This window comes from Rhodococcus sp. Q, from assembly GCF_005503035.1.
GTDB lineage: Bacteria > Actinomycetota > Actinomycetes > Mycobacteriales > Mycobacteriaceae > Rhodococcus_G.
Genome location: NZ_SCOY01000037.1, coordinates 1 through 19,767, shown reverse-complemented (window position 1 = coordinate 19,767; position 19,767 = coordinate 1). Strand labels below are relative to the sequence as shown.

The 19,767-nt window shown below is 65.9% G+C and carries 23 protein-coding genes; 9 read left to right on the top strand and 14 right to left on the bottom strand.

Annotated features, from left to right (window positions below; genetic code table 11):
• Positions 1-212 precede the first annotated feature (212 nt).
• The gene (locus tag FFS72_RS27150; RefSeq protein ID WP_171018795.1) at positions 213-383 is read right to left on the bottom strand and encodes a hypothetical protein; all 171 of its coding nucleotides are present in this window, start codon (positions 381-383) and stop codon (positions 213-215) included.
• 551 nt (positions 384-934) lie between these two features.
• On the opposite strand from FFS72_RS27150, the gene FFS72_RS22970 reads away from it, so the two are divergent.
• Positions 935-1,504 (top strand): ImmA/IrrE family metallo-endopeptidase, encoded by a 570-nt coding sequence (locus FFS72_RS22970; RefSeq protein WP_137876114.1) that lies wholly within the window; start codon positions 935-937, stop codon positions 1,502-1,504.
• Between the two features lie 27 nt (positions 1,505-1,531).
• On the opposite strand, the gene FFS72_RS22965 is transcribed toward FFS72_RS22970, so the two are convergent.
• Together FFS72_RS22965 and FFS72_RS22960 are read right to left on the bottom strand one after the other, a co-directional pair.
• The gene (locus FFS72_RS22965; RefSeq protein ID WP_137876113.1) at positions 1,532-2,275 is read right to left on the bottom strand and encodes a hypothetical protein; all 744 of its coding nucleotides are present in this window, start codon (positions 2,273-2,275) and stop codon (positions 1,532-1,534) included.
• Positions 2,276-2,288: 13 nt separating this feature from the next.
• Positions 2,289-2,558 carry a hypothetical protein gene (locus tag FFS72_RS22960; RefSeq protein ID WP_137876112.1) on the bottom strand — a complete coding sequence of 90 codons (270 nt, stop codon included), beginning with the start codon at positions 2,556-2,558 and terminating at the stop codon, positions 2,289-2,291.
• Between the two features lie 267 nt (positions 2,559-2,825).
• Here FFS72_RS22960 and FFS72_RS22955 point away from each other — a divergent pair, with 267 nt between their 5' ends.
• Positions 2,826-3,206, top strand: a complete 381-nt coding sequence (locus tag FFS72_RS22955) for a helix-turn-helix domain-containing protein (RefSeq protein ID WP_137876111.1) — start codon at positions 2,826-2,828, stop codon at positions 3,204-3,206.
• Between the two features lie 746 nt (positions 3,207-3,952).
• Here FFS72_RS22955 and FFS72_RS22950 read toward each other — a convergent pair.
• The 5 genes from FFS72_RS22950 to FFS72_RS22930 all read right to left on the bottom strand — a co-directional run bounded on the left by FFS72_RS22950 (position 3,953) and on the right by FFS72_RS22930 (position 9,191).
• Positions 3,953-5,593 carry an amidohydrolase family protein gene (locus FFS72_RS22950; RefSeq protein ID WP_137876110.1) on the bottom strand — a complete coding sequence of 547 codons (1,641 nt, stop codon included), beginning with the start codon at positions 5,591-5,593 and terminating at the stop codon, positions 3,953-3,955.
• Positions 5,594-6,018: 425 nt separating this feature from the next.
• A complete protein-coding gene (locus FFS72_RS22945) occupies positions 6,019-6,975 on the bottom strand; it encodes a M56 family metallopeptidase (RefSeq protein ID WP_137876109.1) in 957 nt (318 codons plus the stop codon).
• On the bottom strand, positions 6,972-7,337 hold the full coding sequence (locus tag FFS72_RS22940; protein ID WP_137876108.1) for a BlaI/MecI/CopY family transcriptional regulator: 366 nt from the start codon (positions 7,335-7,337) through the stop codon (positions 6,972-6,974). Before FFS72_RS22940 ends, FFS72_RS22945 begins: the two co-directional genes overlap by 4 nt.
• A 438-nt stretch (positions 7,338-7,775) precedes the next feature.
• A complete protein-coding gene (locus FFS72_RS22935) occupies positions 7,776-8,300 on the bottom strand; it encodes a VOC family protein (RefSeq protein ID WP_171018799.1) in 525 nt (174 codons plus the stop codon).
• Between the two features lie 12 nt (positions 8,301-8,312).
• Positions 8,313-9,191, bottom strand: coding sequence for an oxidoreductase (locus FFS72_RS22930; RefSeq protein ID WP_137876106.1), 879 nt, complete (start codon positions 9,189-9,191; stop codon positions 8,313-8,315).
• Positions 9,192-9,431: 240 nt separating this feature from the next.
• Here FFS72_RS22930 and FFS72_RS22925 point away from each other — a divergent pair, with 240 nt between their 5' ends.
• Positions 9,432-10,091, top strand: a complete 660-nt coding sequence (locus FFS72_RS22925; protein WP_137876105.1) for a leucine-rich repeat domain-containing protein — start codon at positions 9,432-9,434, stop codon at positions 10,089-10,091.
• 17 nt (positions 10,092-10,108) lie between these two features.
• On the opposite strand, the gene FFS72_RS22920 is transcribed toward FFS72_RS22925, so the two are convergent.
• On the bottom strand, positions 10,109-10,633 hold the full coding sequence (locus tag FFS72_RS22920) for a VOC family protein (RefSeq protein WP_137876104.1): 525 nt from the start codon (positions 10,631-10,633) through the stop codon (positions 10,109-10,111).
• Positions 10,634-10,725: 92 nt separating this feature from the next.
• On the opposite strand from FFS72_RS22920, the gene FFS72_RS22915 reads away from it, so the two are divergent.
• The 4 genes from FFS72_RS22915 (at position 10,726) to FFS72_RS22900 (ending at position 14,422) form a co-directional block, all read left to right on the top strand.
• On the top strand, positions 10,726-11,763 hold the full coding sequence (locus tag FFS72_RS22915; protein ID WP_137876103.1) for a helix-turn-helix transcriptional regulator: 1,038 nt from the start codon (positions 10,726-10,728) through the stop codon (positions 11,761-11,763).
• A gap of 34 nt (positions 11,764-11,797) precedes the next feature.
• A complete protein-coding gene (locus FFS72_RS22910) occupies positions 11,798-12,394 on the top strand; it encodes a DUF4178 domain-containing protein (protein ID WP_137876102.1) in 597 nt (198 codons plus the stop codon).
• Positions 12,395-12,684: 290 nt separating this feature from the next.
• On the top strand, positions 12,685-13,278 hold the full coding sequence (locus FFS72_RS22905) for a hypothetical protein (protein WP_137876101.1): 594 nt from the start codon (positions 12,685-12,687) through the stop codon (positions 13,276-13,278).
• A gap of 142 nt (positions 13,279-13,420) precedes the next feature.
• Positions 13,421-14,422 (top strand): ankyrin repeat domain-containing protein, encoded by a 1,002-nt coding sequence (locus FFS72_RS22900; RefSeq protein ID WP_137876100.1) that lies wholly within the window; start codon positions 13,421-13,423, stop codon positions 14,420-14,422.
• Between the two features lie 361 nt (positions 14,423-14,783).
• Here FFS72_RS22900 and FFS72_RS22895 read toward each other — a convergent pair whose 3' ends face one another.
• From FFS72_RS22895 to FFS72_RS22885, 3 genes are all read right to left on the bottom strand, one after another.
• Positions 14,784-15,851 carry an alcohol dehydrogenase catalytic domain-containing protein gene (locus FFS72_RS22895; protein WP_137876099.1) on the bottom strand — a complete coding sequence of 356 codons (1,068 nt, stop codon included), beginning with the start codon at positions 15,849-15,851 and terminating at the stop codon, positions 14,784-14,786.
• Positions 15,848-17,041, bottom strand: coding sequence for an LLM class flavin-dependent oxidoreductase (locus FFS72_RS22890; RefSeq protein ID WP_137876098.1), 1,194 nt, complete (start codon positions 17,039-17,041; stop codon positions 15,848-15,850). The genes FFS72_RS22895 and FFS72_RS22890 overlap by 4 nt, the downstream gene beginning before the upstream one ends.
• A 169-nt stretch (positions 17,042-17,210) precedes the next feature.
• The gene (locus FFS72_RS22885) at positions 17,211-17,849 is read right to left on the bottom strand and encodes a TetR/AcrR family transcriptional regulator (RefSeq protein WP_137876097.1); all 639 of its coding nucleotides are present in this window, start codon (positions 17,847-17,849) and stop codon (positions 17,211-17,213) included.
• Between the two features lie 191 nt (positions 17,850-18,040).
• On the opposite strand from FFS72_RS22885, the gene FFS72_RS22880 reads away from it, so the two are divergent.
• A complete protein-coding gene (locus tag FFS72_RS22880; protein ID WP_137876096.1) occupies positions 18,041-18,277 on the top strand; it encodes a hypothetical protein in 237 nt (78 codons plus the stop codon).
• Positions 18,278-18,308: 31 nt separating this feature from the next.
• Here the strand turns inward: FFS72_RS22880 and FFS72_RS22875 are convergent, their stop codons facing one another.
• On the bottom strand, positions 18,309-18,758 hold the full coding sequence (locus FFS72_RS22875) for an OsmC family protein (protein WP_137876095.1): 450 nt from the start codon (positions 18,756-18,758) through the stop codon (positions 18,309-18,311).
• A 164-nt stretch (positions 18,759-18,922) separates the two neighbouring features.
• On the opposite strand from FFS72_RS22875, the gene FFS72_RS22870 reads away from it, so the two are divergent.
• Complete coding sequence (locus FFS72_RS22870) at positions 18,923-19,555, top strand: sugar O-acetyltransferase (protein ID WP_137876094.1); 633 nt, start codon at positions 18,923-18,925, stop codon at positions 19,553-19,555.
• Positions 19,556-19,666: 111 nt separating this feature from the next.
• Here FFS72_RS22870 and FFS72_RS22865 read toward each other — a convergent pair.
• The coding region (locus FFS72_RS22865) for an integrase core domain-containing protein (protein WP_137873022.1) at positions 19,667-19,767 on the bottom strand (101 nt) is incomplete at its 5' end.

The following is a 19,767-nucleotide window of genomic DNA, read 5'->3' as shown; positions in this document are numbered from 1 at the left end:
CAGGTAAATAACCATTTTGAATCGTCCCCGGTGAGTTTGGAGAACTACGAACTCGAGAACTCATCGACGGACCGATTTCGATGACCCCGGCTGCGGAAGGCCTCGTACCCCACTGGCGGCAGGTCGCCGCAGTGCTCGCACAGCCTGCAGTGGTTGAACCAGTCGATCCATTCGAGGGTGACGACTTCGACCTGGTCAACGGTCCGCCACGGTCAGCCCCGAGCATTGATCAGATCGGTCTTGTCGAGGCCGTTGATCGATTCGGCGAGCGCGTTGTCGTACGAGTTGCCGGTAGCGCCGATCGAGGCATCGGTACCGGCAACTACGAGGCATACGGTGAAGGCCGGAGAATCCCCTGAGATGGCGGGGATCGGGTAGGGCATCACCGGCCCCGGTGATGGGTGTGTCGTTCCCTCAGCGAGCGTGGGCCATCGCGTAGTGGTTAACGCTTTACCTGCCAAAGTGACTCAATTCGATGCGCTACGCTCTCCCCAGATGAAGTCTCCGGACTCACCGGGGCGGTTCATTCCAGCGTGCGGGAACCGCCGTCACACCGCCCCGATCGCAGGTGACGGATGCCCGGCCGGATCCGTCAACCTGCGACCGACTGCAGGCGGCTCGGCCCGTGCCTGCGCCGCACGGATGAACGGTAAACTCGCAACTATGACATACGAGTTGGACCCGCAGACCCCTGACGAGTTCGATGGTGACATCACCTCGACCTTGGATTCGGGACTGGCAGGTACGGCCGGCTACGACGGGCGATCGAACGGAGTCCCCCCGAGGGTCGGTGATTTGTCCGACCTGAACGAGAATGACAAGCGCCTGTACGACGAGTTCCTGGCGACTCTGAGGTAGCGGCAGCAACATACGCGCTAATCCAGCAACCCATGAGGTCTCCATCGATCCAATTTCGAACGAGGTATCAGCAGGAATGGCCAGCCGTAGGGCCAGCAAACGGTACGACGCGCCCGTCCAGGCGGCGAAACTTGACGTCACAATCGGCCATGTCGGCTTCGCAGCACCGATCGTCATCTGGCAACCCAAGTTCCGGGCGATCCTGGTCACCGCGGACCTGACCACAGTGGACCGTCGAGAAGCACTCGCCCATGCGCTCGCACACGCGCAACTGGAGCACTCGGAGACTGTCCGAAAAGCACGTGCAGGCCGCGAATCTCGTCAGACGGTGGAACTCCGCGTTTACGAGCTGGCGTGTCGCAACCTGATTCCTATCGCGGATCTCAGAGATGCGCTCGCGCGTTACACCACCGTGGAGGACGTTGCCGACTGGCTCCAGGTGAGTCCCGATACGGTGCGCTATCGACTCCACCACCTGTCGCGCACGGAGCGACGCGTGCTGCCCCCGGAGATCCTGAATCGTCTCGACTGGTACGCAGACGCGAAGTACCCGCTGCAGGTCAGCTGCATCTGGACCAACTCCGAGCCGCTGCCGGTATACCGGAAACTGCCCGAGGCCCTCAGACAGCTTCGGCAGTCCCAATAGCAGATGTTTCCTATAATCTGTTGCGACTCAAGCTGATCGACGATGATCCCGCAGCGTCAGCTCACAAAGGTCGATCACATCGCCCAGCCGGTACACGGTGCCGTTTCCCACTACCTGGCCAGTCAGCTTGCCTCGACGCGCCCACTGCCTGATCCGCTCGGCGGAGATGCGGTCACCAGAGCTGTCGGACAGCAGCCGCGCGAGCTGAGCCGCAGTACCCATGATTTCACAAGCCTGGTCCAACATTTCACGGCGGCGACGCCGCACCGCGACGACGGTCCCGCAGCCCTCGCACCGGACGAGATCGGCATCGGACGGCGCGAAGAGTCCCCGGCCGCACTCACAGTTGCCAACACCGACCCGAGATTCCGGGCGGTCGATCGTGCGGTATCCCAACCGAACAGCCCTGGACAATGCGGCATCCAATCCGACGAGGGCATCCGAGTCATCGGGAATCGCGGGCAGGTGACGGATGAGGAACCGGCACTGCTCCTTGGTGGTGGCCGGAGCAGGCTGTGCGATGGCAGCCGAGACCTTCGCGGCATAGTTGGTCAGCACCCCCGCGATGTCTCGGCGCACTTTCGCGGCACCGCTATTGAACGGCAGGACCGGCTCAGCTCTCGTCGTGCGCACATACCCCAGCGAACCCGCGGAGGTGATGGCGTCTGTGCGACTGAGAGTGATGTCGAGTTCCGTCAACAGAGTTGGGACGACCTCGAGGGCCGCCATGACAGTGGCGCGACGCTCGGGGGTGAGCTGTTCGGTGTACATACGACCTTCTTGACTAGGCGATCAGATCCAGCGCTGCCGCGGGTTGCTGCGGGTTGTATCGGACGTACACGACTCCTGCGCGCACCTCCGACTCGAAGCCCGGACCGAACGCGGCCGCCATTCCAGTGCGGAGACGATGTTTGGTGGAGTGCGGATATCGCGTCGGCCACGGATACATCGCCCACCACCCAGGACGTCTGCGCAATTCTTCGGCGAACTGCCGATTCACGCGTTCACGGGCACGGGTCTGCGGAGGAGGCAGCTGGACAGGGTTGGTGGCCATGAGATTCCTTCTGGATGCCCAGCGCATGTCGGGGATCACCGATGCAACCTGGACGGGCACCAATCCTCGCGACAGCGCCGTCGCGGGGCGCGACGCAGGACCGAGATTACAATGTTACATGCAACACTGCAACGTTTTGCAGATACCCAGGGCCGACGAAGCGGGCCTGGATGCGGCTTATTTACCTCCCCCACCAGGCGTTTGGACACAAAGAAGCGCGGCTGTACTGATGTGTGTAATTGTTGGTAATGGTATAGAATCGGAAGCATGAGCAATCGTCAAAGCGCCCCGGTGCCCAGGGAGGTCAGCGAGGCGATCCGCAGCACGAGACAGGCCAAAGGTCTGTCTCGTGCTGCTGCAGCACGAGCGGCCGGGGTCAGCGTCAGCCTCTGGACGCAGGTCGAATTAGGCACCCAGTACAAAGGCGAGAAGAAGGTCGACGCCCGAACCACAGCGCGCACGCTCCAGGCCATGGCCGAGGCCGTGGGGGTGGATCCTGCGCCATTGCTGCGCAAGACGGGATTGGACCAGACCGCGGCCGGCGCCCCATCCACTTCGCGTCCGCAGCCCCTTCTCGACTTGACGGGATTGTCGAATGAGGACCTGGGCATGGTCGCGGCGTTCGTCGCCGGCCTCAGGGCGCGCTGAGTTCCTACATTCACTACACATTCGGTGCATACAACGTGCAATGCATGTTGTAGCCTGGCGCTGTGAACGATCAACCACCTTGCCTTGGACTACCCGGATTCCTACAGCCCAAGGACACGAGCGGCTGGCAGGTACTGCCGGCAACCATCGCTGCAAAGGCGCTGTGTCAGGACAGATGTCCGCGCGACATCTTCCTGGCGTGCGCGCGTTCAGCTTTGACCGGCGGGACCTGCTGTGGGGACGAAGAGCCCCGCGTCGCTGCCGGCGTGGTGATGGCGGGAATCGTCTGCCGCGGCGATGCCCTGACCGAGAAGGCGCTCCGCCGAGTAATCAAGCAACTCGTGCAAGCGCCGACGGCACGCCCTACCCACTGCCGGAATTGCCACAAACCCATGACCACGCGCCGCCGCAAACTTGTCGGCCACGTCGTCCATGAAGGGGGCGGAAGGTGCACAGGGTGCCGCCGCGCAGAGCAACGATCGGCGTGACTCGACGCACGGGAGTGCCCCCACTTCAGTTGACTCGCGGAGTGGACAGTTTCAGGCACCGGCGCGGGAGGCGGAACCGCGACATCGAGGTTTCGCCTTCACCCCCCGTGGGCTTCGGGCCGGACGACGTCGGCGATCGCTCGATCGAGCGGCGGACAGATCAGCAGCGCGCACAGGTACCCACCCGCGGCAATCAGGCAGGGTGCGAGCTCTCCCACGACTTTCTGTTCCACCCCGAGAGTCGGATGCAGTCGTTCGTCACCTCACGCCTTCCCACATTCGCAGGTAGATCTCGGCGCCACGGAACACATCGGCCATGACATCCGGGCCGCCGAGCACGCGGACCGCCTCGAGCCAATCCGCATAGGCCCCATATGTGGCGGTGCCGTCTGTGTTGAAGTCGAAAGTGCGCTCACCCCAACGTTCCTGGTCGAATGTCACCCGCCCGTCATGCGATGTGAACGGGTACTGGATCGTTCCCGCTCCGGGTGCCGCGCCCTGCCCGGCGATGCCGTTCATATCGGAGCCGAAGCCGAAACCGAAGTCGTCACCAGGGCGGGACATGGCACGCGCCTCACGCCAGGAGCGCAGGAAGGTTGCCGGCTCGCTGGCGTAGGGCACAGCGAAACCACCCGCGGCATAAACCCGCGCAGTGGTCCTCTCCGAATCCCATCCGTGTGAGGAGATCACACCGGAATAGCCGCGCTTTTCGATGATGGCCATCACTTCGTCGGCGGTCGCTTCACTCAGGTGATCCACCTCGATGAGAAATCCGTGGTCGATCATCCTGTTGATCAGATACTCGCCGAGGTCCGTCAAACCGCGGGCATTGCAGTGCGGCCCGGCCGGATAGAGCGGCAGTGGTGCACCGCCGATCAGGGGGCCGGTGAGATGTGCGAGGAACTGGTTGACATCCCCACCAGCTGGCACCGAGGGCTGGGTGCTGTCGTGGTCGGCACCGGGGCAGGGCTGCACATTCCAGAAGGTGCCGGTTTGCATGAAGTTGCCGGCGTTGACCAGCAACCCGGTCAGGTTGCTGTCCATTTTCGTGCCGCCGAACGCGTTGTCGAATTTGTGGACCGGGAAGAAGCTGCTGACACCGATTTCTCTGAGTTCGATCAGCCGACGATCGACATCGGCCCGCGTGCACTCGGGCTGCCCGAGTAGTACCCCGCACCCCAGTGGATTGGACAGCTCCATGCCCAACACCACGGCGAGTTTGCCGGACGCGGCGATGCGTCGTGCTTGGTCCGGGTCGGTGGCGATGCGGAAGAAGCCCTGCCCGGGACCACCTGCCTGTGCATCGATGTAGTCCTGCAGCGCGTGCAGCCCGGCGGCCTGAATGCGCACGGAAGTCATGTCATCGCACGGGTTTCGGCGGTCGGTCATCATGATGCACAGCGACTCGTTGTCCACGAGGTCCACTGTCATCACACGCAGACCCGCCTTCCAGGACCGCTCGATACTGGTCCAGTAGGCACCTTCGGTGGTGAGTACGGACGGTTTCGGCCAGTCGCGGAAGGTGGGCCAGCCACCGGTGTCGGAGTTGTGGGAGGGTTCGCCGTGATCGAGGAAGTTCGCGATCACGCCGTTGGTACCGGTGCGGTATTGCGCGCAGTCGGGCAGCGCGTATTCCACCCCGTAGGGGTGCCACGGGCGGCCGCAATGGAAGTTCCCGCCCATGAACTCGTAGGCGGTGATGTGTGCGTGCGCGTCGATGGTGCCCTGGATCGAGCCGTCGGCAGCCACGCCGGGACCCGGTGTCCCGGTGGCGCCCGACTGTGCCTCAGGGAAGTCCGCGCAGCCGGTCTCCGGGGTGAAGGTGGCGGACATACTCTTTCCCGTTGCAGCGTTGGTGATCGTGAACCCGCTTGCGCCGGACCCGTCCACCTTCCACACTGCGGCATCCGAGGGTGCCTCGGCGGGCTCGATCGACTGCGCCGAGTCCTCCAGTACCTCACCACCGCGCCCGTAGAAGAGGTACTCGCCGAGACTGGTTGCGTGCAGCCGGTACGGGCCCGCTGACGGAACCAGCTGCCCGGCCGGGGTGTCGATCTGGAAGCAGCCGTTGACCAGCGAATAGCGCGTCTGCCCGGGGTCGGCCGTGGCGAGTCCCGAGCTGGAACCGGCGAGGCCCGCGGCGACCAGGGTTGCGGCGACCAGTACCGGCCTCCAGCGCGTGTGTCGTGGGCGGGCAACGGTGAAACGCAAGACTTCTCACTTCCGACCTAGAACTGCTTCATTTTGGGCGCAGTCGAATCCCGGGACGCCTAAGGCAACCCGGCCGCCAAACTACTATGAAGGATAGTTTTTTCGTGGCGCTTTCAGATCAGGGCCACAGTCGCCGCCGCGGAACCGAGCCCGAGCGCGATCACCGAACAGGCCGGTACCAGCAGCATCGCCCCCACCAGAGCCCTCGCTGCCCGGCGCCGGGACGCCGAACGACACTCCGGTGCCGCCGTCAGGCATTCCAGACGCACCGTCAACGAGTCATCGTCCGGCTCCGGCACCGCAGCGGGCACAGGCACAGCTCCCCCGTGTACGGCCACGGTGCGCAAGGCACTGCAGAGCGACTGCGGATCGGTGCGGACCGCGGCGGTGCGATCGGCCGCGAGTTCGACCAGCGTTGTCAGGGCCGACGGCGCAGCGGCGAACAGTGGGATCCACGGGAAGGCGCCGGCGAGAACCTGACATACACCGAGGATGTGATGGTGGCGCCCCCGCAGATGCGCACGCTCGTGGGCGAGCACCGCATGCCACTGGGCCTCAGTCAGGCAGCGCGCGAGCCCGTCTGTGACCACGACATACCCGTCGCGCCCGGAAACGCTGTAGGCCAACGGCACCGGATGGTCGAGCCAGACCAGGCCCGCGCCTCCCGGATCGACGCGGCCGAGCAGCCCGATCAGTTCCGCGTGCCGCCGCCGCAACGCCAATCCTCGCCGCAAATGGACGACGGAGACGCGCGCCACGAGTGCGGCGGGAACGACGAAACCGAGGAACGCAATCGGCCTGATCAGTTCCGCTGTCCAGGTGACGATGGTCGGCTCGACCGCGGCCAGACTCTGCACCACGGCGCCCGCACGCAGGTTTCCTGGTGGATCACCCGGCCAGGCCAGGGCGATCAGTGCCAGCGCGCCGACACCGATCATTGCTACCACCGCACCGAGCCAGGCCACGATCCCCACCACCGGAGCGCCACCGAAATCGACGCGAGTCAAGACCACCGGCGCGATCATGGCCAGCGCCATGCCTGCAGCTACCAGCGCGATGAGCAGGATCATGGATTGTCTTCACCGGCGGACAGCCCCCGTCGCAGCGCTTCGACCTCGCGCGCACTGGCGGTGCGGGCCAGGTGCAGCAGCGCGCTGGTGGCGTCGGGGCTGGCGTCGAGGATTTCACGCAACAGATCGGTGGTCGCCTCGGCACGGGAACGACTGGGGCGATACTGATAGCGTCGGCCGACCTTCTCCCGCTGAACCCAACCCTTCTCCCACAGATGCGTCACCACCGTCAACACCGTGGTGTAGGCCGGAGTCCGCTGTTCCCCACCGAGCCGATCGACCAGTTCGTGAACCGAGAGCGCGTCGGGGACCTCCCACAGCACAGCCATCACCTGGTTCTCCAGCGATCCGAGCCCTTTCATCACCACTCCATCCGATCTCGCTGCCCCGGTCGCACCGCGCACACCGATGCCGCAGGCACAACATACTGAACCGTTCCGGCCCTATGGCCCGCTTCCAGTCCTGTGACGGAGGCTCGGATGAACCGAGCGCCAGGTGTGCAACTCGGCCGCTCGGCAGGGACGTAGCCGCGACCGCGCGCGACGACGAGCGGCCGAGTCGTGGGCCACACGACGCTGCTCGTCGGGCCCGCGAACAACTGCCAACATGTGACGCGATCGCGACCGGTCGTGGTCACGACACTTGTCACCCCGCAGGTCAGAGCATCGGCAATTGTCAACTGTGTTGGCGATTCACAGTTGCTGTGTATCGCCACCGTGGTTGGCAACTTGCCAGGTAGTTGGCACAGCGCATGGCGACCAACAGAAGGAGAACCCGAGATGCCGGCGCCACCAGCACCCTCAGCGGCCCGCGAAGACCCGCTGCCACACGGCCGGGTCGGTGCGCGGGCCACCGAGGGTGTCGGCGCCGTAGCGTTCGATCTCCGCGGCGATGTCCAGCGGTCGGGTCGGCGGCATCCCCGGCACCAACTCCTCCTCGACCCGGTCGTCGGGAACCAGCCAGCACACCTCGAACTCGATGCCGTCGGGGTCGCGGGCGTACAGGGCCTTGGTCGAGCCGTGGTTGCTCGCCCCGGTCAGCGCGTCTGCGGCAACCAGCTTTTCGGCGATCTCCCCGAGCTCGGTGAGCGTCCCGACCTCCCAGGCCAGGTGATAGAGACCGACGTCGCCCGGCCTACGTACGCCCGGGCCGTTGGGGCTCTGGAACAGGCCGAGGTCGTGGTCGTTGGCGGACCCCGCGGCCTGCAGGAACGCCGCCCCGGCAAAACCTCCCGGCAGCGGACGGAAGCCGAGCACATCGCGATAGAACGCGAGGCTGCGCTGCAGGTCCGACACGAACAGGACCGCGTGGTTGAGTCGACGAATCACGTTCGCACCCTACTTCCCGAACCGATAGGTGACACCGGTGAGTCGCTCCGACTCGCGCCACAGCGACACCGCGACGGCCCGGTCGTGGGATTTGGCGGACGAGCCGACCAACTTCGGGTGCCCGCGCTGTTCGAACGGCCCGTCCGGACCGACGTAGCTGCCGGACGCCACGGAATCGTCGGTGGCCGCATAAAGCTCGGGCAGGGCGCCCATCGCGGCGCTCTGCCCGAACAGGTTGCCGACAACCATCACGTGATCCCAGACCGACTGGGTGTGACTCTGGAGTCCGGTCCGCGCGTAACCTGGGTGCGCGGCAAGCGATTTCACCGAGGATCCGGATGCCGACAACCGCCGGTCCAGCTCGTAGGCGAACATCAGGTTCGCCAGCTTCGACTGCCCGTACGCCCCCCACCGGCTGTATCGCCGTCGCTGCCAGTTCAGGTCGTCGAGCTTGATGGTGCCCATCCGATGCACCTGACTCGACATCGTCACCACCCGGTCGGCGATCCGGTCCAGGAGCAGTCCGGTCAGCGCGAAGTGCCCGAGATGGTTCGTACCGAACTGCATCTCGAAGCCGTCGACGGTGGTCGACTTCGGCACCGCCATGACGCCGGCATTGTTGATCAGCACGTCGACCTGCTCGACACCGTCCGCGAACTCACGCACCGACGAGAGGTCGGCGAGGTCGAGCCGACGCACCTCGGCGTTGGCGCCGATCCGCGCGGCCACCGGGCCGGCCTTGTCCACATTGCGGCAGGCCAGGATCACGGTCGCGCCGGCGGCACCGAGCGCCGTCGCCGCCTCCGCACCGAGCCCACTGTTCGCGCCGGTCACCACGAAGGTGCGGCCGGTCTGGTCGGCGAGATCGCGAGGGGTCCATTTCCCCATGTCGTCAGCCTACGTCGACGGCGCGGTCCCGCGGCAGAAGAAAGTCCACCAACCTCCGCCGACAGCGTGACCAACCCTCAACCTGTCGGGGGGCAACCACGACGGTCCGAGCGAACCTGCTGCCGTAGAGCACTCGCATACTGTGCGGGTGCGATCCGAGATGCCCCCTGCCGCTGCACGCGCCCTCCCAGGGAGCGTGACCCGCCGGACCATGTCCCGAACACACGAAGGATCGGAACGATGAGCCCGAGACGTAGCGCGCGCCGGGGGGCGGCTGGTGTGCTCGCTGCGGTGAACGCACAGCTGGGGCGTCCGAGCTCGACACCTCTGGATTCCGAGGCCATCGCCCGGACCGAGTTCCTCGAGCTTGATCAGCTGCCCGCGACGGACTTGGCCCCGTTGTCCGAACTGTCGAACCTGACCGAACTGCGATTGCACGGGGAGGTGGTGATCGATCTTCGCCCGCTGTCGACGCTGACCGCGTTGCAGAGGCTCGACCTACGTTGGTCGCCTGTACGGGACGTGTCCCCGGTGGCGGGTCTGAACGGTCTCACCCACCTCTACCTCAGCGGAACGGAAGTCAGTGATGTGTCCCCGCTTGCCAGTCTGACCGGACTGGAGTTTCTGGACCTGCGCTGGACCCCACTCCGGGACGTCGACCCCCTGGGGAGCCTGAGCCGCCTCACCTGCCTCAAACTCGCGGAGACCGAGGTGGTCGACGTCGCTGCGCTGGCGGGTCTGACCGGCCTGACCTCGCTCGACCTCGAGGGGACCTCGATCACGGACGTCTCTCCACTGGCCGGCCTGCCGCATCTGGGAATGCTCGAACTCTCCGGATCACACGTCACAGATGTTTCCTCACTGGACAGCATGGCCAACCTGACCATCATCAACGGGTGAGTGACAGGGCCGAGAGGTCAGCGCACCGGTGCGCTGCTGCGTCCCTGCGTGCGGCCGCTCAGCTCGGCGTCGAGGGTCGCCTGTGCCACTCGCATCTGCTCGGCGTAGACGGGGTCCTGCATCCGCTGCCACATCACGTCCTCGGGGACGTCCTCGACATGGCTCGTCACCCACCAGATGTTGCCGAACGGATCCTTGATGCGCCCTCCGCGCTGCCCGAACGCGCTGTCGCCCAGCTCCGTGACCACCTCGGCGCCGGCGGCGAGCGACTTCGCGAACGCCTCGTCGGCGTTCGGAACGAACACGCGCAGCAGGCTCGGCATGGTCGGCCACTCCGGCCGTCGGTCGAAGGCCAGCACGACGGTGTCGCCGACCCGGATTTCTCCGTGACCGATCGATCCGTCCTCGGTCGACACTCGGGCGAGCTCTTCGCCGTCGAACACATCGGAGACGAAGTCGAGGAAAGCACCGGTGTCGGCGGTGACGACCCAGGGGGCGACGCTCGTGTAGCCGGGCGGAGTGCCGTTGCGCAGATCGGACATGTTCGGTTCCTTTCGAGGCTTTCGCTGGTGTGCCCCCGACGCTAGATGCAAAATAGGTCTGATCCTGTCCTAGATGTGCCGAGAATGAGGGAATGACCGGACCCACCTCACGCCTGCTCACCCTGCTGTCGCTGCTCCAGACCCCTCGCACCTGGTCCGGCAGCGAACTCGCCGCGCGATTGGAGGTCACGCATCGCACGGTTCGCCGAGATGTCGACCGACTGCGCGATATGGGCTATCCCATCGACGCCGACCTCGGTGCCCACGGCGGGTACCGCTTGGTGGCGGGAACGTCGATGCCACCCTTACTCCTCGAGGACGACGAGGCGATCGCCGTCGCGCTCGGGCTGCGCACGATCGCCGTCCATGGCCTGCCCGAGCTCGAGGATGCCGGCGTCCGCGCGCTCGCCAAGCTGAGCCAGTCGCTCCCCGCCCGGCTACGGCACCGGGTGCGCACCCTGGGTGCTGCTGCCGTTCCGTGGGCACGCTCGCCGGGGAACACGGTCGACGCGGACGTCCTGACCGTGCTCTCGGCCGCGATCGCGAATCGGGAACGAGTCCGCCTGGACTACGAGGATCGGGGCGGCAGTCTCAGCGCCCGACACGTCGAACCGCAGCGGCTGGTGACCGTGCATCACCGGTGGTATCTCGTCGCGTTCGACCTCGACCGCGACGACTGGCGCCAGTTCCGGGCAGACCGAATCTCCGCACCGCGAGGCACCGGGGCTCGCGCACGCGAGCTCATGCCCGCTGAGGACGTACTCGCACACCTCGAACGCACCGAACTCGCGATGGCGCCGACGTACCGGGCGGATGTGACGCTGCGGCTCCCGCTCGAGGTTGCCCGGGTGCGGTTGCGTGATCACCTCGGTGACGGTGAGCTCACGTCGGAGGCGGATGCCACCAGGTGGCGCAGCGCGTCGGACACGGTGGAGTGGCTGGCGATTCGGCTGCTCGCGTTGGATTGCCGCTTCGTCGTGCACGGGCCGGAGGAGCTGAGGGATCACCTCGGCTGGATCCACGAGCGGACAAGCGTCGGCGGTGAGGCGCGCAGCTCAGCTGAGATTCATGGGGCGAGTCCGAAGCAGCTGTCCGGTCCTGTTCGCCGATCGCCCAACAGGCCGCAGTAGGTGTCGAGTTCAACGCGAGGGGAACACTGTCGGGATGGGTATCGTGATTCTTCTACTCGCCCTGTTGGTTCTGATCTCGATCGCGGGAAACGTCATACGTGTCCGGCGCGCAAGCACTCTCGGTGCGCAACCACAGGTCCATTCGCCAGCCACCACACCGGAGGGCTACGACCCGCTCCGGATCGGTGTCGGTGACATCGTCTCGTGCACCGGTGTCGACCACGTCGTCAGCGGCACGATCAACTTCGACCAGGAGGGATTTCGCTGGCACGAGCACCTGCTCGCCGGCCCGAACGGCCGTCGCCGGCTCACGGTCGAGTACGAAGAAGGCGAACTGGAGATGACGCTGTGGACGCCGTGCGAGGGGACCTGCCTCGAGCCCGGCGAAGAAGTGGCTCTCGACAACCGCGTGTACCGGCAGGTCGAGTCCGGTGCTGTTCAGTTCACCGCGGAGGGAACGACCGGTACGCCGCCGTCCGGATCGATGGACTATGCGGACTATGCGACCGCCGACAGAAGCGGTCGGCTCGCGTTCGAGCGGTGGACGAAGAACGCGTCATGGGAGGTGTCGACCGTGCACGCTGTCACGCGCGGCGAGCTCAGGGTCATCCACACGCGGTCCGTCGAGTGAGCGTGCACCTGTCAACTCGGAACCGCACCATCACTTTTCATTGCACCGCCTGGAGGAACGGCAGTCGCGGCTGCAGTCGAGCGGGCCGTCTTCCAGTCCTCGCAGTGTCGCCGTGCAATGCAGCCTGCCGCACGATTGTCGGAATCGGCTCCTGTGCATCGTGATCCGCACGAGGAGCAGAAATTGCCGCGAGCACCACCCCAGAGCCCGCAATCGCGGCTGCTTTCGCCGTTGTGCCGATCGACATGTGACCACCTCGAGGTGTCGTCTCCTGCTGTTACGGTGAGCCCGTGTTCGACTTTGCCGACCTCGACGCGGCGATCCTCAGTACCCTCCGCGCGTGCGTCGCGGATCTCCGCGATGCCGATAACTCTCTCGCAATGGTGGCCTGCGGCATGGTCGAAGACCTCACCGGGTTCTTCGTTGCCGGGGCCGGTGCGACCTGGGTCTCTGGGCTCGAGGGGCCCAGCGCAGACAAGGCGCAGTGGGCCTGGTGTCCATCGGAGTGGCCGCTCGAGGCTGACGACCCGAACGATGTTGCGCCAGGGCGGGTGACGAGCGCAATCTGGGCGCTGTCTGGCACCCAGGCGATGATCGACGGGACAGGCCAGGTGCTCGAGGCGGATGCCTACGATGCCCTTCGGCTGCACTACGAGAACCGGATCGTGCAGGCGATCCAGCGGATGCAGGCAGACGGCGAGTTTCGCGATGCCGCGGGAAATGACGTGTGGATCTGGCTGCACTCCGCCGACGACGCTGATCCCGAGCTCGACGCGCGCACCTTTGCGGCCCTCCAAGGACCCGAACTCGCCCGCGATTTCGGTGACCGTTTCGGCGCCGGCAGCGATCGCCTGCTCGCGCGTATCGCGGCCCGCGAGGCCTAGCGCAGCACTGCAGGCGTCTTCTCGGTGACCTGTGCGGCGCTCTACGTCTTCACCTGCGAATCAACGGCCGGACCCTGACCGTCGAGCAGACGACCTGATCGGTCAGGCACGATCATGCCCATCCGTCGGAACAGGGGTCCCCATGCGCTCGAATCATCAACTCGGCCAGGCCGCCGCACGCGGCGACCTCGACACGCTGTCTGCGCGGATCGACGCCGGCGACGACATCGAAGAACGGCACAAGGGCACCGGGCGAACCCCGCTCGTGGAGGCCGCCATCGCCGGGCATCCCGAGATCGTGGAACGGCTTCTCGCCTGCGGCGCGGATTGCACGGCGTCGTGCACCGCGGTCGGTCACACCGCGCTGGAGTGGGCTGCCGTTCAAGGCCACGTCGAGGTGGCCAGGGTGCTGCTTGCTCACGGTTCCGATCCCAACGGGGTTTCGGCGAACAGCTTCATGGGCCACACCGCCCTCATGCTCGCCGCCTCTACCGGGCAGACCGAGGTACTCCGACTGCTGATCGACGCGGGCAGTGACCCTCAGTTGGAGGACAATCGCGGACGCAACGCGCTCTCGCTCGCGGAACAACACCGACACGGCGAGGCGGTGACGATCCTCCTCGAGGCGGGAGCAACTCCCCCCGCACCCCGGGAACCAGTGACGGCGCGCCCCTGGCCCGAACTGACGTGGGAGCCGGAAGGACCCGATGGTCTTGGTTCTGCGATCCCCGACACAGCATCACCCGCTCAGGTGGTCTGGAGCTACATTCGGGCCGTTCATGCGTGGGAAACCGCGGCCTGGCAGGCGCTGCAGGCTGCCGAGTCGAAGGGCGAGCACTACGACTTCGTCGCGGCCCTCGAGGTCGCAGGCGCAATCACAGACGCCCACTGCACCACCGGAAGGCGCTACGTGCGCGCCTCCATCAGTGCGATTCCGGACATCTCACCCGAATTCGCGCTCGTGGACGAGACCGAACCGACCGCATCCCGTTGTGAGCTCCACCTCCGGCATCTCGAGCCGACCGAGTTCGTTCACGAATACGAGTGGATCTTCGTCTGCGTCCGGAGAAACAGGCGATGGCGAATCGAGTCGGCGAAGTCCCGCTTGGTCGGCACCGACAAGTGGGAGCAGGCCGTGCTGTGAAGGATCGAGCTTCGTGAACCACACCATCGACGCTCTTCCGGTTGGCCGCGCATTCTCACAGAGGACCAAGGCCCTCGCGATCATCGACGCCATCGGATTCACATCCTACGAACCCGAGAGTCTTTTGGTGCCAACGCCTTCCGATGGCTGGCAGCCACCTACTACGACCTGACCCCGCGGACCGAGCAGGTCGAGGCGCTGCGGCACCTGCTCGACGGCAAACCCCTGACCGGCGAGATCGTGGCCGTACTGAACCCCTCCACGAGCATCGTCGACATCACGGAGATCGGGTGGCCAACCGCGGTGTAGACGTTGCTCTCACTGCGGTTTGCGAGACGATCCGCCGGTCAGGGTCCCCAGTTCATTCCTGGGGCAGGACCAGGATCTTCACGTGTTCATCCGGGTCGCGCAGCGCTGTGAAGGCATCCGCCACGCCGTCCAGCCCAACTCGGCCGGTGATGATCGCCTCGGCGTCGATCTCGCCGTCGGCCAGCCGCTGCAGGGTGATGTCGTAGGCGTTCTCGTAAGGACCGTGACCGAAGTTGATCGCGATCCGCCGGAACTGCCCGACCACGGGGATGATCACCTCGTCGCCGAACGGCGCCGCCAACACCTGGATCCGCGAGTTGAACGGCATGGTGTGCATCAGGGTGCCGAGGATCCCGGCGCGGCCACTGCACTCGTAGGCGATGAGGATGCCCGCGCCCGCCTGGCCCACCAGGGTGTTGCCCTCGGCGACCATCCGGTTCCACAACTCGATGGGGTCCTGCTCGTTGGGGTCGACGACGATGTCGGCGCCCATCTTCGCCGCGAGCTCGCGCCGTTTCGGCGACGGCTCGGACGCGATCACCAGTTGCGCCCCGCGGGCCTTCGCCGCGACGATGGCGCCGAGTCCGATGGTGCCGCAACCGATCACCAGTGCCGAGTCGGCAGGGGCGAGGCCGGACTGCTGCATGTGCATCTCGCCGACGTGCAACGGCTCGGCGAGGGTGGCGTGCTCGAGCGAGAGCCCCTCCGGCACGTGCCGTACCCAGAACGCGTCGACGACGATCTGCTCACCGAACGCGCCGTGGTACTCGTTGGAGTAACCGATGATCTTCGGGATTCCGGTCGCGGTGTCGGTGGCCAGCCCGATGCCCGCCACCCGGTCACCGACTGCGAAGTCGGTTACGGAAGAGCCGATTTCGGACACGATTCCCGCGTACTCGTGGCCGAGGACGACGGGTCGGTCGGTGTCGAAGGTGGCCAGCGGGTAGCCCGCGTTCTCGGCAACGTGCACGAACCGACACGGGTCCTTCGACATGCTCAGGTCGCTGCCGCAGATGCCGCAGGCGGTGACGTCGATGCGGAGCTGGGCGGGCGCGAGAGGAGGTGCGTCCGGGACGTCGGCGACAGCGAACCCGCCGTTGCTGAACTGTGCTGCCTTCATGCCTGCGCTCCTGCGGTCTCGGCGGGCTGGCCGTAGTAGTCGGTGTGCGCCTTGGTGATCGCGCCGACCAGGCCGCCGATGAGGTAGTCGCGGTTGTCCTCGGCGAACTGGAGGCTGGCCTCGCGGCCACGGTTGCGGTTCTTGAAGTGCGGGATCACCTCGGAGGCGAACAGGTCGTAGCTGCGCTTGGTGTCTTCCCAGTTCGCCATGTCGACGTGCAGGATCAGCAGGGTGCCGAAGCCACCGGTCTTCTCGATCAGGCGCTCGATCTGGGCGATCGCCTCGTCGGGCGTGCCGATGATCGCCTGGCCGAACTCACCGAGAGTGTCACCCCGCCACTGGTCGATGATGCCCTTGGGGGTTTGCGCCCAGTCCGGGTTCTGGCCGGTCTGGCGGTTGACGTAGGCCGCCATCGAGTCGATTCGTCGGCTCACCGCGCGCTCTGCGTCTGCTCGCGTCTCGGCGAGGAACATCGGGTTGACCAGCCGCCAGGTGGACCGGTCGGCAACATGGCCATTCTCGGCACAGACCTTCTCGTAGACGCCCCAGTTGCGGTCGAGGACGTCGAAACCGCTGGGAGAGCTGGCGGCGAGCGACAGCAGTGAGAGGCCGTGGGTGCCGGCCAGGACCGAGCCGTTGGGTGACATCGTCGATGCGGTCGCGATCTCGATGCCTGCCGGGTCGTAGGTGGGCAGCTGGGCGCGGGCGTCGCGCAAGGTGAACCAGTCCGTCTCCATGTTCACGACCTCGCCGCGCAGCAGCGGCAGGATCGCCTCGAGGGCCTCGCCCTGCATCCGGCGCTGGTCCGAGGGGTTGATCCCCATCATGTGCGCGTCGAGCGGGATCTTGCCGGGGCCGGTGCCGAAGATCAGCCGGCCGCGGGTCTGCAGGTCCAGCTGCGTGATCCGGTCCGCGGTGACCAGGGGATGGTGGTATGGCAGCGAGGTGACGCCGGTGCCGAACCGGATGCGTTCGGTGCGCTCGGCGGCGGCAGCGATGAACATGTCGGGTGCCGGCACGATCTCGGCGCCGGTGGAGTGGTGCTCACCCATCCACGCCTCGTCGAAGCCGAGGTGGTCGAGGTGTTCCATGAGGTCGATGTCCCGGCGCAACTGCAGCGCGGGATCGACGTTCAGCGGGTGGTAGGGCGCGAGGAAGGCGCCGAACTTGATCGAATCCGAGGTCCACATGGGCGTGCTCTCCTGGGAGTGAGTGGGGCACAGCAAGGGCGAGAACGTGTCCGACATCACATCGATGCCGGATTTCGTTCTACCACAGAGTTGGATCAAGTGATCCAGAAAATTCCCGCTGAGCGGGCGGCGCGGAGCGACGATCGCGGGGCGCGGGTGCGGAGAGGCGCTAGGTTCGCAGGAGTCGGTCGAGGCCGCCGACAACGAACTCGACGAGATCCTCGTAGAAGGCGGTCATGCCCTCGGGCGACGGGTGCCTGCCGTCGCGGTTCCACTCGTCAACGCGCCCCAGAGCCTGCAAGAAGCTGGTGACCGAGATGGCCCAGCGCAGCTCCAACCGGTCCGGATCGGTATCCGGATACGTTCTGCGAACCTCGCGCAGCAGGGCGGCATCCACGTCCTGGCCGGTCGAACGCAGCGCGGGATGATCCTCCGGAGACAGTTGCGCAACGATCTTCACCCACCGAAGACCCCGAACTCGGTGCTGCACAAGTAGTTCGAGGTACGGATCGGTCAGTGCACGCACCAGTGCGTCGGGATCCGCGGGCTCCGGGGCGGCAGCGAGGGTCGCGACATTGGCTGCGATCCGGTCGCGTACGGGCCCGCCGAGGTCGAGGAGAACCGCCGAGAGCAGGTCGTCCTTGGATCCGAAGTGATAGTGCACCGAGGCCGGTCCGAGGCCGGCCGCGGCGTTGACGGCGCGCACCGACACCGCATCCACTCCCTGGGCGGCGAAGAGTCGCTCGGCCACCTTGATCAGCTTCACGCGGGTTGCCGTGCCCTGTCGATTCCCGGTGGCGGTGGACATGGTCAGAGCATGTCACATCTTGACGGACACCCCGGGGATGGCTTCCAATGGCAACGAATTGGATCAACTGATTCAATTCGTGATCAATGGATGCCGAAGGGGGCGTGCACGTCATGCAGCTCGAGGTGAATCTGGAATCAGTCGTGCCGACTGTCGTACTGACCAGGGTCGACGAGTGCACGAGGCTAGCGGTGACGATCGTCGGCGATCCCGACTCCCCTCGCGCGAACGCCGCGCTCGCCGACTGGGGCGTGGTGGAGGACGAACACGTATGGCTCGAGATCGGCCAACTCGAGCACGCTCTGAACTCGCACCCCGACCGCCTGCCGGACTGGCGACCCCGATTCGTCGCGATGATCGACTACGCCGCATCCAAGGGCTGGGTCGACGAAGACAACCGGCGAGTTCGAGCTCACCGCGAACGCTGACCAGCCAGCCACACGCCAGATCACCGAAGGTCTAGCGCTCGATCCGTGTGGTGGGCAGGTGCCGGACCGCGAAGTTCACCGATCTGGCGATGAAGCACATCTCGTTCGCCCTCTCGTGTAGCGACTCGATCGTGGTCAGCAGGTTGGCGCCGAGGGCGTCCCGTGGGTCCAGGTCGCGCACCGTGACATCGGGGTTGAGCGTTACCTCGGTGAACTGCCCTGCGCCGCTGGGTTCCTCGGCCATCGTCCCGGTGGGACGGTCGGTGTACCCGGTGACCACGATGCCGGCGGACGCGGCCAGGCTGAGGAACCAGAGCATGTGGCACTGAGCCAGCGAGGCGACCAGGAGCTCCTCGGGGTTCCACCGCGCGGGGTCACCCCGGAAGGCGGGATCCGAGCTGCCGGGCAGGTCGGGCTTCCCTTGGGCCGAGGCTCGGTGCTCGCGGCCGTAGGCGCGGTGATCGGCCGTGCCGACGCCCAGGTTCCCGGTCCAAGCGACTGTGAGGGCGTAGTGGTGTTAGCGCACACGCCGATCCTCTCAGACCGGCGCGAGCCACCGGCCATTGTCCGGGAGAGGATCGGTCCGACCACGCCCTTCAGTGTTCCTGGATCTGAACGTGTCTCCTCGCCTGCCACAATCGGTTCATGGGGGAACAGGCTGATCGACTTGAACGTGGCGAGTGGTATCTCGATGATGCGGAGCTGAGACAGCGGCGCCTGGACTGCTGGCGTCAGCTCGACTCCTTCAACGGCGCAGCCGCAGAGGACGAGGCCACACGGGTGCAGGTTCTCGCCGGCCTTCTCGGTGAGTTCGCAGATGAAGCCGTCGTCGTGCCGCGATTTCAATGCAGCTACGGATACAACATCCGGCTCGGCGCGAACTCGTTCGTCAACGCCAACGCGTTCTTCATGGATGACTCGACGATCACCATCGGCGCCAACGTCAGAATCGGTCCGGGTGCACAGCTGATGACGGCACTGCACCCTGTCGACGATCATCGCCGGCGCCGTGAGGGGTGGGAGCGAGCCGCACCGATTGTCGTCGGTGAAAATACCTGGCTCGGGGCCTCGGTAACTGTCGGTGCCGGCGTTTCCATCGGCCGCAACACCGTCATCGGCGCCGGGAGTGTGGTGCTACACGACATACCTGATCACGTCGTCGCCGCAGGTTCACCGGCAGTGGTTATCCGGAAGACTCCCGTTGAATCAGGATCTCGAGTCACCGAAGTCCGCCGACCCGGTCCCAGAATCCATACGAATCCTGACACCTCGATCTGAGCGAAGGTAAGGACTTGCCGGAGAACATCATTCGCGTCTCACTCGTCGGCACCTGGGACCGGATCCTCGAAGGCCACAAACTGTCAGACACGCCCTAGCTGTACCCGGCCATCAGGTTGGTGTCAGGCGGCTGACCGGCGGGAGCCCTCCGAGTGCGCTGTGGCGTCGTCGAGTGTTGTAGTACTCGACCCAGGGCGCAAGTGCTTCGGCGC